Origin of the sequence: Bauldia litoralis (assembly GCF_900104485.1) — a bacterium.
GTDB lineage: Bacteria > Pseudomonadota > Alphaproteobacteria > Rhizobiales > Kaistiaceae > Bauldia > Bauldia litoralis.
Genome location: NZ_FMXQ01000008.1, coordinates 216,632 through 229,980, shown reverse-complemented (window position 1 = coordinate 229,980; position 13,349 = coordinate 216,632). Strand labels below are relative to the sequence as shown.

Below are 13,349 nucleotides of genomic sequence, written 5' to 3'. Positions count from 1 at the left end.
TCAAGAGGAAACACACGACCGGCGGCGACATCGACTCCATCCGCCAGAGCGCCAGACGGCTGGCGCACGCCGACGCAACACAACCATGAGTAGGCGACCGTGGACCCGAGGCGGGTTTGTCGCGCCCGTGGACGTGGTTCGCAACGCCCCGGCGACACCCAGATCAAGACCAAGGCCCCGTTATCGGACGCCGCCCCACGTCAGAACCCTGCCCGCAAGGAAAGAACCCCAATGTCCGCGATGAAAGAACTGGTCAAAGGCACCGACCGCTACACCAACTACATCGACGGCGGCTGGGAGCCGTCGACGGTCAAGGAGTGGCTGGAGGTCGAGAATCCGGCGACCGGCGCGATCATCGCCTCGGTCCCGCGCGGCAGCGAGGACGACGCCGACCGCGCCGTGGTCGCCGCCTATCGCGCCCAGCCGGCCTGGGAGGCGACACCACCGATCGAGCGGGCGGAGCTCCTGAAGAAGCTGGCGCGGCTGATCCTCGAGAATCGCGAGCGCCTCGCCCAGGTGGTGATCGCCGAACAGGGCAAGCCGCTGCAGGAGGCGCGAGGCGAGATCGAGGGGGCCGCGCTCTACCTCTCCTACGCGGCCGAGGAAGCCCGCCGCATCACCGGCGACATCATCCCCTCCGACAATCCCGACGAGCAGATCTGGATCCAGCGCGTCGCCCATGGCGTCGTCATCGCGCTGACCGCCTGGAACTACCCGGCGGCGCTGATGACCCGCAAGATCGGACCGGCGCTAATCGCCGGCAACACGGTGGTGGTCAAGTCGCATGAGGGGACGCCGATCTCGGCCCTGGAGATCGCCCAGCTCGCCGACCAGGCCGGCTTCCCGGCCGGCGTCATCAACGTCATTTCCGGCACCGGCGAAGGCGTCGGCCAGGCCCTGGTCAAGCACCCGCTGGCGCGCCTCGTCACGCTGACCGGCAGCGTCCGCGCCGGCAAGGCGGTGTTCCGTGCCGGGGCCGACGACCTGAAGGTGCTGCGGCTGGAACTCGGCGGCAAGGCGCCCTTCATCGTCGGCGAGGATGCCGATGTCGGCGCCGCAGTCCGCGCCGCCGTCGTGTCGCGCTTCGAGAATTGCGGCCAGATCTGCATCTGCAACGAGCGCATGTATCTGCACGAGAAGATCGCCGACGAGTTCCTCGACAAGTTCGTCCGCTCGGTGAAGGCGCTGAAGGTCGGCGACCCGACCAAGCTGGTCGATGTCGGGCCGAAATTCAGCGGTCCGGAAGTCGACAAGGTCGAGGCAATGGTCGATGCGGCAACCGCCGCGGGGGCTGAAGTTTTGACCGGTGGCGGACGGCTGACCGAAGGCGAGTTCGCCAAGGGTCACTGGTTCGACCCGACGGTGCTCCGGGTCAACGACAACGCCATGGCGATCATGCAGGACGAGGTCTTTGGCCCGGTCGTGCCGGTGATGACCGTCACCGATTTCGACGAGGGCCTGCGGCTCGCCAACGAGAGCCGCTACGGGCTGTCGGCCTATGTCTTCACCAAGGACCTCAGGCGAATGATGCGCCTCGTCCGCGAGCTGAAATTCGGCGAGATCTACGTCAATCGCGGCGGCGGCGACGTCGTCCACGCCCACCACGCCGGCATGCGCGACAGCGGCCTCGGCGGCGAGGACGGCAAGTATGGCCTCGACGGCTACTTCCAGAAGAAGACGATCTACGTCAACTACGCCTGACGACCGACGGGCGTCCTATTCGGGCTGCGACGCGTAGGCGGCGTAGCCCGAATAGGCGAGCCAGCCGCAATCGATCGGGATCGTCGTGCCGCTGACGGCGCTGGCCGCGTCGGAGCAGAGGAAGAAGACGACCTCGCCGACTTCGCGCGGCTCGACAAACCGGCGAAGCGCCGTCTGGTCGATCACCGCCTTCGGGTCGCGGTCGCCGCTGTCGATGCGGGCCTGCATCGCCGGGGTCAGCGTGTAGCCGGGCGCGACGGCGTTGACCCGGACGCCGCTCGGGCCGAGCTCCGCCGCCAGCGACTCGGTCATCGACTTGAGCGCCGCCTTGCCTGGGGCGTAGCCAACCTGCGGCGAGGCGCGAAAGCTGGTCAGCGAGCACATGTTGACGATGCTCCCCTGCCCGGCGGCGACCATCCGCCGGCCGAAGGCCTGGTTGACGACCATCGTGCCGCGAACGTTGACCGCCCAGAGACGGTCGAACTCGGCCATGTCGAGGTCGGTGACGCGGACCGCGTTCTGCAGGATGCCGCCGGAATTGACCAGCGCATCGACCCGGGCGCCGTCCGCATGGACGGCGGCGGTGAACGAAGCGACCGCGTCATCGTCCGCAACATCGACGTCGAGAAACCGGCAGTCGCCGCCCGCGTTGCGAAGGCGCTCGGCGACGGCTTCGCCGCGCCCGGTGTTGATATCGCCGATGATCACCCGCCAGCCGCCGGCCGCGAAACGTTCGGCGCAGGCTTCGCCGATGCCGCTGGCGCCGCCGGTCACAACCACTGTCCTGATGTCGCTCACGTCTGTCACCCCTTCGATCGCTCGGCCTTCAGCCCGGCCCGGCGTTTGTCGGTCGCGGTTGCATCGATGGCCAACGCGGTGTCATCGGCGAAGACCACGCCGTGGCGCGCCGCCGCATAGTCGCGGCTGACCTTGCCGTTGCGCAAGTCGCTGGCGATCGCAGCGAGGTCGCGGTCGAGCGGATCGCCATAGCCTCCGGCGCCCGCCTGCTCGTGGCGGATCACCGTATCGCGCCCGACGATGCGGGTGACTTTCCCCGGAAGCGCCTCTCGCGCCGTGTCCGGATTGAGGACGTTGCGCGATGGCGCGCCCGGCCCGCCGCCGAACAGGCCATAGGGCAGCGTCGCGGTCCGGTCGGCGCGGACCTGCAGGACCGTGTCGTCGGCGAGGATGCGATACTGGCGGGTCAGGCCGATGCCGCCGCGGAACTTGCCCGCGCCGCAGGAGTCCGGCCGCAGCGCGTATTCCTCCATGCGCAGCGGATAGCGCGCCTCGAGGGTTTCGATCGGCAGGTTCGACATGTTCTGTGCCGGGTTGGTGATGCCCTCGACGCCATCCTTGTTCCAGCGCCCGCCCCAGGCGCCGTTGATCATGTCGACGAGGATGAAGGGCTCGGCTGTCTCGCGGTCGTAGCCGCCGATGGCGATGACGGTGTTGCCGCCCTCGCCCGCCGCCATGATCCGCTCCGGCGCGATCTGGGCGAGCGCGCCGAGCACCGCATCGACGACGCGGTAGCCGGTCAGCGCCCGCGCCGCGACCGGCGCCGGCATGTCCGGATTGAGGATCGAATGCGACGGCGCCCTGACGGTGATGGCGCGGTAGACGCCGGCGTTGTTCGGCACGTCCTGGGACAGTGCGCAGCGGATCGAGAGATAGGCCGACGACTTGGTGAAGGAAAAGGTGGCGTTGATCGCGCCGCGCACCTGTGGCGACGACCCTTCGAAGTCGACGACGAGGCTGTCGCCGGCGACGGTGATCGCGCAGCAGATCGGGATCGGATCGGCGGTGAAGCCGTCGCCGTCGATATGATCGGTGAAACGGTAGGTGCCGTCCGGCCAGGCGGCGATGCCGGTCCGGGTCAGTTCCTCGCCATAGTCGAGCAGCGCGTCGAAATAGGCGTGGAGGTCGCGCGCGCCGTGCCGGGCGAGCAGGCGGAGGATCTCGCGCTCGCCGATCGTGCAGGCGGCGAGCTGCGCGTCGAGGTCGCCCATCACCAGATCGGGGACGCGGACGTTGGTCCTGATGATGTCGTAGAGCGTCGTGTTCGGCTCGCCGGCGGTGTAGAGCCGCGACGGCGGAATCCGCAGGCCCTCCTGGTAGATCTCGGTCGAGTCGGCCGCGTTGGAGCCCGGCACCCGGCCGCCCATGTCGCAGTGATGGGCGACAACGACGGCATAGCCCTCAAGGGTCTCGCCGGCGAAGATCGGCTTGACCATGAAGATGTCGGGCAGGTGCATGCCGCCGGCATAGGGATCGTTGAGGATGAAGACGTCGCCGGGGCGGACGCTGTCGGCAAAGCGGTCGACGATGACATCCATCGCGTCGGGCACCGCGCCGAGATGCAGGGCGACGGTCTTGGCCTGGCTGAGGATCAGGCCGTTGCGGTCGCAGAGCGTCGCCGAATAGTCGAGCACGTCGCGGACGATCGGCGAACGCGCGGTTCGCATCACCGTCCCGGCCATCTCGTCGACGATGGTGTCGAGGGCGCTCTTGAGCACCGCGAAGGTGATCGGGTCGATGGTCACGGCGTCGGCCGGGGGGCTGGCTTTGATGTCAGTCATCGATCGTCACCACGATGTTACCGGTCAGGTCGGCGCGGGCCTCGGCGCCCGGCGGTACGATGATCGTCGTGTCGGCGCTCTCGATCGCCAGCGGACCGGCCATCGTCCCGGCGAAGGCGCTGCGCTCGACCACCGGGGTCTCCTGCCAGTCGCCGCCACGGATGAAGTAGATCGGCCGGGTTACCGCTGGCGTGTCGGGCGAATCGCCGTCGGTGCGTGTCCAGATGTCGGCGGCGCCCTCCCCGGTTGCCGCCACCGTTGCGGTCAGCCGGATGTTGACCGCCTCGACGCCACCGTCCGAGACATAGCCGTAGAGCTCGCGGTAAAGCGCGAGGAAGCGCGGGCGCATGGCGCCGATCTCGTCGTCCAGCCGGTCGGGATCGAAGCCGACCTGCAATTCGGAATCCTGCCCGGTGAAGCGGAGGTCGATCTCGAAGCGCAGGCCCACCGCTTCACGGCCATGGCCACGGGCCGCCAGTTCGCGATGCGCCTCGCCGGCCAGCGCGTCGGTGACGGCCTTGAGCTCGGCGGCGGCGATCCGGTCGAGCGGGCGGTGAACGCTGCGGATGAGGAAGTGCTCGATCGCCCCCGCCAGCATGCCCATCGCTGTGAACACGCCGGGCGCCGGGGGAAAGATCACCTCCGGAACATTGAGGATCCGGGCCAGGTCGCAGGCGTGGTTGGGGCCGGAACCGCCATAGGCGAGCAGCTTGAAATCGCGTGGATCGAGGCCGCGTTCGACCGTCACCGCGCGGATGGCGCGGGCCATGTTGGCGTTGGCGATGGCGCGGATGCCGAAGGCCGCCTCCTCGACCGAGAGACCGAGCGGCGTCGCGACATGGCGGTCGATCGCCGCCCGCGCCCTGCCGATGTCGAGGGTCAGCGAGCCGCCGGCCAGCCGCTCCGGCAGGAAGCCCATGACGAGGTTGGCGTCGGTCACCGTCGGCTTGTCGCCGCCCGCCCCGTAGCAGGCCGGACCGGGCGCCGCGCCGGCCGAGATCGGCCCGACACAGGTCAGCCCGCCGGCATCGACATAGGCGATCGAGCCGGAGCCGTTGCCGATCTCCGCCACGTCGACGGTGGGGACCCGCATCATGTAGCCGCCGGCCTTGATGAAGCGGCTCGGCGTCGAGATGCCGGCGCGGAATTCGTATTCGGTGGTGCGGCTGAGTTCGCCGTCCTTGACCAGCGACGCCGAGGCGGTGGTGCCGCCCATGTCGAAGGCGACGAGGTTTCGCACGCCGGTCCGCCGGCCGAGATCGCCGGCGCCAGCGACGCCCGCGGCGCGACCGGAGGAGATGAAGAAGACCGGCTTCTCCTGCGCCAGAGCCGCCGGCGCCAACCCGCCATTCGAGTTGCTGACATAGAGCGGCGCGGTGACGCCCATCGCCGCGAGGCCGTCGGCGAGCGAGGCGAGGTAGTCGCGCAGCACCGGCAGGACGTAAGCGTTGACCACCGTGGTCGAGGTGCGTTCGTATTCGCGCTGCTCCGGCAGGACGGCGACCGAGGTCGTCACCGCGATCTCCGGGAAGCCCTCGCGGAGAATCGCCTCGGCTTCGCGCTCGTGAGCCGGGTTGCGATAAGAATTGAGGAAGCAGACGGCGATCGACTCGATGCCCTCGTCGCGGAAGAAAGCGCCGACGGCGCGGAGTTCGTCGCGATCGAGCGGCGCGACCACCGAGCCGTCGGCGGCGATGCGTTCGGTGACCTCGCAGCGCCAGTGGCGCGGCACCAGCGGCTCCGGCTTGTCCCAGGACAGGTCGAACATCCCCGGCGTCCGCAGCCGGCCGATCTCCAGGACGTCGCGGAATCCCCTGGTGGTGACGAGGCCGGTCCGCCCGCCGCGCTTCTGCAGGATGGCGTTGGAGCCGACGGTGGTGCCATGCAGGACGCCGACGATGTCGCCGGGCTGGAGGCCCGCCTCGTCGAGCGCCAGGCGGATGCCGGTGATCACCGCCCGGTCGGGATGGTCCGGCGTCGACGGGGTCTTCTTCGAGACCGTGCGACCGCGATCGGTGAACAGGACGATGTCGGTGAATGTCCCGCCGATATCGACGCCAATCCGGCCGGTCTCGCGCATGCCCGTTCCTTCACAGAATCCCGCAGAGACCGACGCCTCTCGATGTGAGTTTATTGTCAGCAATCGACAAAGCTGTCAATCGACCGCGTGGCGGTCCGGCTCGGAGCGAAACGACAAAACCTCGTGCATACAGAGACTTAGCCCGGATCGGTCGATTGACGATAGTCTATTGACGATTGTCGACTATCTTTCTATCGTTTCCCTTCCGGCTGTCGGATCGGCTGCGGCGATGGCCGTGTCGAGAGGTTTTCTGGCCTGCGATGACGCTTCGTCGGGTCATCCGCCAGCCTGCCGCATACGCCCCGGGGGAGTGGTCGACTTGATGAGACGGGCCTGCGACATGCCAGCGATCCGTTCGCCCTTCGCACCGTGTGGACTGGGCGACGCCTCGGCTGCCGGCTTCGGGAGCGGCGCGCGATGAGTACGCTGACCAGCCTCAAGACCCAGGAACGCCTGCTCGACCGCCAGGCCGCCAACAGCATTCGCCAGCAGATCGTCAACCGGACCATGCCGCCCGGCCACCGCCTGCTCGAGGCCGTGCTCGCCCGCGAACTCGAAGTCAGCCGCGGCACCATCCGCTCGGCGCTGATGCAGCTTTCCAACGAGGGGCTGGTTCGCCAGGTCGCCTTCACTAAGTGGGAAGTGGCGCCGGCCTCGGTCGAGGAAGCCTGGGAGCTCTACACGCTTCGCTCCGCCCTCGAGGGCCTCGCCGCCAGCCTCGCGGCGCAATACGCCTCCCCGGCCGAGCGCGACGGGCTCAGCCGGGTCTTCGCCGAACTGGAAGCGGCCGCCAATGCCGACCAGCGCGAGGCGGCGGCCGACGCCGACTTCAAGCTGCACAAGACGATCGTCGCGATGTCCGGGCACAAGCGCCTGATCCGCGACCATGAACGCATCATCCTCCAGGTCCGGTTCCAGATGACGCATATCGGGTTCGCGCCACGCGAAACCAGGGACCTCATCGACGACCACCGCGACCTGACCGAAGCGGTGTTGAAGGGCGACGCGGCGCGGGCGGAACAACTCGCCCGCACCCATAACAGCGCCGAGGTGAAGCGCCTGTTGGACGCCAATGCCAGACAGCCATCGTCGGGAACCCCCGGCGCGAATACAAAAAAGGGAGACTGAACATGACTGACAGGAAGCCGATACTTTCCAGACTGACCCGCCGCAACGTGCTTGCCGTGACCGCCGCCGCCCTGATGATGCCCGCGCTGATCGGCAGCGGCTTCGCCCAGGACAAGAAGGTCATTCGCATCTCGACCCCGGCCAACGACGCCGAGTGGCAGGCCAAGGGTCTCGCCAAGTTCAAGGAAATGGTCGAGGCCAATTCGCCAACCCTGGAAGTCCAGATCCACCTCAATGCCACCCTCTTCGACCAGGGCACCGAGATCCCGGCGATGCAGCGCGGCAACCTCGAGGTCGGCATGATCTCGCCGCAGGACGTCGCCAGCTACATCCCCGAATATTCGGTCTTCACCGCCGGCTACCTGCTCCGCGACGCCGAGCACATGCACAAGGTCTATGGCGACAGCGAAGTCGGCAAGGAATACCGCCAGCGCGTGCGGGACGACATCGAGGTCGAGATCCTCGGCTCGCAGTATCTCGGCACCCGCCACGTCATCCTGCGCGAGTTGAAGGACGTCAAGACTCCGGCCGATCTCGCTGGCCTGAAGCTCCGCGTTCCCGGCTCCGACACCTGGCAGTTCCTCGGCAAGGCGCTGGGCGCTAACCCGACGCCGATCGCCTTCGACGAGGTCTATCTCGCCCTGTCGACCGGCACCGTCGACGGCCTTGAGAACCCGATCGCCGACATGATCGCCGCCAAGTTCGACGAGGTCAGCGAACAGCTCGTGCTGACCGGCCACATGGTGGCGCCGCTGTTCTTCGCCATGTCGTCCTCCTTCTGGGACAGCCTGACCGACGAAGAGAAGAAGGTTGTCGCCGACGCGGTCGCCGCCCAGTCGGCCCTGGTCGACGAAGGCACGCTCGCCACCGAGGCCGACGGCGTTGCGCTGCTCGAAAGCCACGGCATGACGGTCACCACGCCCGACCTCGATGCCTTCCGCAGCCACGTGCAGCAGGAATACCTCAACAGCGACTACGCCAAGGAATGGCCGGCGGGTCTGATCGACAAGATCAACGCCCTCTGAGGCGTCGACGCGTCCCGGCTCGGGCGGCTGCCGCCCGGGCCTGATAAAGCGAGCGCGGCCGGGCGGGCAGCCGTCGGGCCGCGCTCTCGTCCTGGAGGTCGGAACTGACACGCATCCCACGCCTGATCTCGAAGACCTTCGAGGCCTTGAACGCCACCGCCTTCGCGGTCCTCTTCGGCGTCTTCATGCTGCAGATCTTCTACCGCTACGTCCTCAACCACCCGCTGTCCTGGACCCAGGAGATCGCGGAGATCCTCTATGTCTGGATCGTCTGCGTCGGCGCGGCGACGATCGTCGCGGAACGCGAGCATGTGACGTTCAGCCTCGTCTATGTCAGCGTCAAGCCGAAGCTGCGCCGGATCTTCGCCATCGCCGGCACCGGGCTGGTCACCCTCGTCATGCTGGTCACGCTGCCCGGCAATCTTGACTACATCCTCTTCACCTTCCGCCAGAAGACCCCGACGCTGCGCCTGCCGATGAGCGTCGTCTTCAGCGCCTTCGGCGTCTTCATGGTGCTGATCATCATCAACGGCGTGATACGGCTTTACCGGCTCTCACGGTCGGATTGGGAAAAGCAGCCCTGACATGAGCCTCGCCGCCGCCATCATGTTCGCGCTGTTCATCGCAGCCTGCGCGATCGGTGTTCCGATCGGTTTCTCGATGATCGTCGCCGGGCTGGTCTACCTGCTGCTGATCGGCGGCGATATCGGCCTGGTCGCCGCGCAGGGCATCAACGGGCTGTTCTCCTCCTTCATCCTGCTGGCCGTGCCGCTATTCATCTTTGCCGCCGAGGTGATGACCGCCAGCAACATCTCCGACCGCCTGCTGAAATTCGTGATGATGGTCATCGGCCGCCTGCGCGGCGGCCTCGCCTACGTGAACATCGCCGTCAGCATCATCTTCGCCGGCATGAGCGGCAGCGCGCTGGCCGACGCCGCCGGGCCCGGCAAGCTGATGATCGACATGATGACCAAGAACGGTCGCTATCCGCGCGGCTTCGCCGGCGCGCTGACCGCCGCCTCGGCGACGATCGGACCGATCATCCCGCCATCGATCCCGATGGTCATCTATGGCGCGATCTCCGGCACCTCGATCGGCGCCCTCTTCCTCGCCGGCGTCGTTCCCGGCCTGTTGATGGGGCTGGCGCTCTGCATCCAGGTGTTCATCGTCGCGCGGCGGCGCGGGTTCCCGGTCGAGGACCCGGTGCCGTTCACCGCGGTGCGCCGCACCACCCTGCGCGCGGCGCCAGCGCTGATGCTGCCGGTCATTCTCCTCGGCGGCATCTATTCAGGCGCGGTGACGCCGACGGAGGCAGCCGCGGTCGCCGCCGCCTATGCGATGCTGCTCGCTTTCATCTACCGCGAGATGAACCTCCGGTCGCTTTACCAGTCGCTGCTCGGCTCGGCCCGGGCGACCGCGATCGTCGCCATCACCGTCGTCGGCGCGCTGTTCATCAACTATGTCGTGGCGAGCGAGCAGATCCCCTATGCCCTCGGCAACTGGATCACCAGCCTGGGCCTGAGCCCGGTCGCCTTTCTGCTGCTGGTCTCGGTGCTCTTCCTGGTCCTCGGCGCCGTGCTCGACACGCTGCTGATGCTGCTGATCATGGTGCCGATCCTGATGCCCTCGGTCCACGCGCTGGGCGTCGATCCGGTGCATTTCGGCGTGGTGGTGGTCGTCGACATGATGATCGGGCTGATCACCCCGCCCTATGGCGAGTTGCTGTTCCTGATCAGCGGCGTGTCGCGCATTCCACTGGCCGAACTGATCCGGGAATCCTGGGCGTTCATTCTCACCCTGGTGATCGCCCTGCTGGCAATCGTCCTGCTGCCGGACCTGGTGCTGTTCATCCCGAGGTCGGCCGGATACGGCGGCTAGGCCGCCAGCCGGCGCTGCTTATCCGGCCTGGGGATCGAAGCTGCCATAGCCGCCACGCCAGTAGGTCAGCGGCGCGGCACCTTCATTCGTGTGCACCGACCGGACCCGGCCGACGACGATCGCGTGGGAATGCCATTCGACCAGCGTTTCGAGTGTGCAGTCGAACGCCGACAGCGCGCCTTCGGCAAGCGGCGCGCCGGTCACTCCGGTCGTCCAGTCGAAGCCGTTGAACCGCGCAGCACCATGCTGCCCGCCATTGCCGGCGAAGCGTTCGGCGATCGCCTGCTGCCCTGCGTCAAGGACGCTGACGCCGAAGGACCGGTTCTTCTGGAGCGCTGCCAGGGTGCCCGAAGCGCGGCCGATGCACACCAGCAGGCACGGCGGATCGATCGACAGCGAGTTGACCGACGTCGCGGTGAGACCGGCGCGGCCCCGGCCTTCTCCCGTGGTGACGATCGACACGCCGGCGGCGAGATTGCGCATCGCAAGCCGGAAGTCATGCGGCATATCATCGAGATCGACGGCGGCAAGCGCGGTACTCATGACGCCCATGCGCCTTCTCCCTTGCGCGTGGCGATCGATGACAGCCAGTTGCGGATGACGGCGACACCGGACGTTGTCAGCCTGCGGACGGACCTGGGACGCAGCATGCCGCTTCCCGGAAACTCCTCCAGCAGAGCCGGATCGCGGGCCCCCGCCGCCTTCTCGCCGAAAGCGGCCAGTCGCTGCTCGGTCTTGCTGTCGAAATAGCCGAGCGGCGTGGCCGGATAGCGGGCCATTTCACCGCGCAGGTAGCGGCCGACGTCCCGGCGGTACTCGCCCATCAGCGAATAGGCGGTGTATTCCGGGTGCCCCTGGAAGAACAGGAACAGGCTCTTCCGCTCCCGGGCGAACATGTCGACGTCGCCGGCGGTGGACCGCGTCAGGATGCGGTAGCCGGCGGCCGTCAGTTCGTCCGCCCGCAATTCGTTCCAGCGCGAATGGGATACGCGGAACGGCGAGCGGATGCCGGCGACCAGCGGGCTGTCCGAGACCACGTCGCAATCCAGGACCCCGAAGCGCTTGTCCGCCAGGCGATGCCGCTCGACGCCGTCCATGTGCAGCACCGCGGCATGGGCGGCGAGGCAGGACCACAGGGTGGTGGTCGTGTTGTCCTCCGCCCAGTCGACAATGCCCGCAAGATCCTGCCAGTAAGGCTCGTCGCTCAGGTGCGGCGCGCACGGCTCGCAGCCGGTCACGATCAGGGCATCGAGCCCGGCCGACCGGAGTTCGGCGAGGTCGCCATATGTCGTCCGCAGATAGGCACGGGCCTCGTCGCCACGGCGGATGCTGTCGAGCGAGTAGAAATGGAGCCGAACCGTATGCCTGCCGGCCGCCGCCGCGAGAAGTCGCGAGAACTGGCGTTCCGTCGGCCGTAGCGCGGCATCCGGCATGTTGTTGACCAGCCCGATCTCAAGACAGCCGGTATCCGATGCGCCAAGCGTCCGGCGACCGGCGTCGCCCAGTTGCCCGTCGCCGCTGATCGGATGTCCTTGCAGATCCTGATTGAGCACGACAAACAACAGTCTCTCGCCTCCGTTACTCGGCCGCCTGTGCCGTCTCGTCAGTCGCCATCGATGCGTCCAGCGCCTGGTCGATATCGGCGAGGATGTCGTCGATATGCTCGATGCCGATGCTGAGACGGATGGTGTCCGGGGTGATGCCAGCGCCCCGCTGCTCCTCGACGGTCATCTGGCGATGGGTCGTCGAGGCGGGATGACAGGCAAGCGACTTGGCGTCGCCGATATTGACCAGACGCTTGACCAGCGTCAGCGCGTCATAGAAGGCCTTGCCGCCCTCGAAGCCGCCGCGCGCGCCGAAGGTCAGGAGCGAGGGAACGCGGCCGCCGAGATACTTGTCGACCAGCCCGTGATACGGGCTCTCGGGAAAACCGGCATAGGAGACCCAGGCCGTGCGCGGATCGTCGCGCAGGAACTCCGCCACCCGTCTGGCATTCTCGACATGCCGCTCGACACGCAGCGCCACGGTCTCGATGCCCTGCATAAGCTGGAAGGCGCTCATCGGCGGCAGCACCGCGCCGGTGGTGCGCTGGTAGACGCTGCGGGCGCGGGCGATATAGGCGCCGGGGCCGAAGGCGTCGGAATAGACCATGTCGTGATAGGAGGCGTCGGGCGCGCTGAACATCGGGAATCGCCGGCCATGCTCCGTCCAGGGGAACTTGCCGCTGTCGACGATGATGCCGCCCATCGTCGTGCCGTGGCCGCCCATGAACTTGGTCAGCGAATGAACGACGATGTCCGCGCCATGCTCGATCGGCCGCAGCAGGATCGGCGTCGCCACCGTGTTGTCGACGATCAGCGGTACGCCGGCGCTGTGCGCCACGGCGGCGATCTTCTCGATGTCGCAGATATTGCCGGCCGGATTGCCGACGGTTTCGCAGAAGACGGCGCGGGTGTCGTCGTCGATGAGCGGGGCAATGTCCTCCGCTCGGTCGGTCGCGGCGAAGCGGACCGAGATCCCCTGCCGCGGCAGGACATGGGCGAGAAGCGTGTGGGTGGTGCCGTAGAGCTGCGGCACGGAAATGATGTTGCCGCCATGGTCGGCGAGATTGACCAGCGCATAGTGCAGCGCCGCCTGGCCGGTGCTGACCGCAAGGGCTGCGAGACCGCCCTCCATCAGCGCGACGCGACGCTCCAGCACCTCGGTGGTCGGGTTGCTGATCCGGCTGTAGCGATAGCCCTCGACCTCAAGGTTGAACAGCGATGCGCCGTGATCGGCGCTGTCGAACTCATAGGCGACGGTCTGGTAAATCGGGGCGGTCACCGCCTTGGTGACCGGATCGGTGTCATAGCCACCGTGAATTGCGATCGTTTCGCTTCGCATCCTGCCACTTCCCGGCCGCAAGCGGCGGCCTTTCGGAGCCATCGGATATCGGCCCGGCGATACTTGCCAAGGGCG

At 67.5% G+C, this 13,349-nt stretch carries 11 protein-coding genes; 5 read left to right on the top strand and 6 right to left on the bottom strand.

The features are described from left to right. The first annotated feature begins 231 nt into the window (after positions 1-231). Entirely contained in the window at positions 232-1,701 is a 1,470-nt protein-coding gene (locus BLT60_RS19020; RefSeq protein WP_210185644.1) for an aldehyde dehydrogenase family protein, read from the top strand. Between the two features lie 15 nt (positions 1,702-1,716). Here BLT60_RS19020 and BLT60_RS19015 read toward each other — a convergent pair whose 3' ends face one another. From BLT60_RS19015 to BLT60_RS19005, 3 genes are read right to left on the bottom strand one after another with little or no spacing between them, the layout of a single operon-like run. Further along, a complete protein-coding gene (locus BLT60_RS19015; protein ID WP_244521337.1) occupies positions 1,717-2,499 on the bottom strand; it encodes an SDR family NAD(P)-dependent oxidoreductase in 783 nt (260 codons plus the stop codon). A gap of 5 nt (positions 2,500-2,504) precedes the next feature. Further along, the gene (locus BLT60_RS19010) at positions 2,505-4,280 is read right to left on the bottom strand and encodes a hydantoinase B/oxoprolinase family protein (protein ID WP_175478530.1); all 1,776 of its coding nucleotides are present in this window, start codon (positions 4,278-4,280) and stop codon (positions 2,505-2,507) included. Next, positions 4,273-6,360, bottom strand: a complete 2,088-nt coding sequence (locus tag BLT60_RS19005; RefSeq protein ID WP_090878889.1) for a hydantoinase/oxoprolinase family protein — start codon at positions 6,358-6,360, stop codon at positions 4,273-4,275. Before BLT60_RS19005 ends, BLT60_RS19010 begins: the two co-directional genes overlap by 8 nt. Positions 6,361-6,777: 417 nt before the next feature. Between BLT60_RS19005 and BLT60_RS19000 the strand changes: the two genes are divergently transcribed. The 4 genes from BLT60_RS19000 (at position 6,778) to BLT60_RS18985 (ending at position 10,391) form a co-directional block, all read left to right on the top strand. Next, entirely contained in the window at positions 6,778-7,488 is a 711-nt protein-coding gene (locus tag BLT60_RS19000) for a GntR family transcriptional regulator (RefSeq protein ID WP_090878887.1), read from the top strand. Positions 7,489-7,490: 2 nt separating this feature from the next. Continuing rightward, positions 7,491-8,513, top strand: coding sequence for a TRAP transporter substrate-binding protein DctP (dctP, locus tag BLT60_RS18995; RefSeq protein WP_090878885.1), 1,023 nt, complete (start codon positions 7,491-7,493; stop codon positions 8,511-8,513). Between the two features lie 146 nt (positions 8,514-8,659). After that, positions 8,660-9,097 (top strand): TRAP transporter small permease, encoded by a 438-nt coding sequence (locus BLT60_RS18990; protein ID WP_090878883.1) that lies wholly within the window; start codon positions 8,660-8,662, stop codon positions 9,095-9,097. 1 nt (position 9,098) lies between these two features. After that, the gene (locus BLT60_RS18985; protein WP_090878881.1) at positions 9,099-10,391 is read left to right on the top strand and encodes a TRAP transporter large permease; all 1,293 of its coding nucleotides are present in this window, start codon (positions 9,099-9,101) and stop codon (positions 10,389-10,391) included. A gap of 18 nt (positions 10,392-10,409) precedes the next feature. On the opposite strand, the gene BLT60_RS18980 is transcribed toward BLT60_RS18985, so the two are convergent. The 3 genes from BLT60_RS18980 to BLT60_RS18970 are packed head-to-tail and all read right to left on the bottom strand — an operon-like array spanning position 10,410 to position 13,274. Then, positions 10,410-10,943 carry a flavin reductase family protein gene (locus BLT60_RS18980; RefSeq protein ID WP_244521336.1) on the bottom strand — a complete coding sequence of 178 codons (534 nt, stop codon included), beginning with the start codon at positions 10,941-10,943 and terminating at the stop codon, positions 10,410-10,412. Then, the gene (gene metA, locus BLT60_RS18975; protein ID WP_244521342.1) at positions 10,931-11,944 is read right to left on the bottom strand and encodes a homoserine O-succinyltransferase MetA; all 1,014 of its coding nucleotides are present in this window, start codon (positions 11,942-11,944) and stop codon (positions 10,931-10,933) included. Before metA ends, BLT60_RS18980 begins: the two co-directional genes overlap by 13 nt. Positions 11,945-11,969: 25 nt before the next feature. Beyond that, positions 11,970-13,274: an O-acetylhomoserine aminocarboxypropyltransferase/cysteine synthase family protein gene (locus tag BLT60_RS18970; protein ID WP_090878877.1), complete on the bottom strand. Its 1,305-nt coding sequence runs from the start codon at positions 13,272-13,274 to the stop codon at positions 11,970-11,972. Between the last annotated feature and the right edge of the window lie 75 nt (positions 13,275-13,349).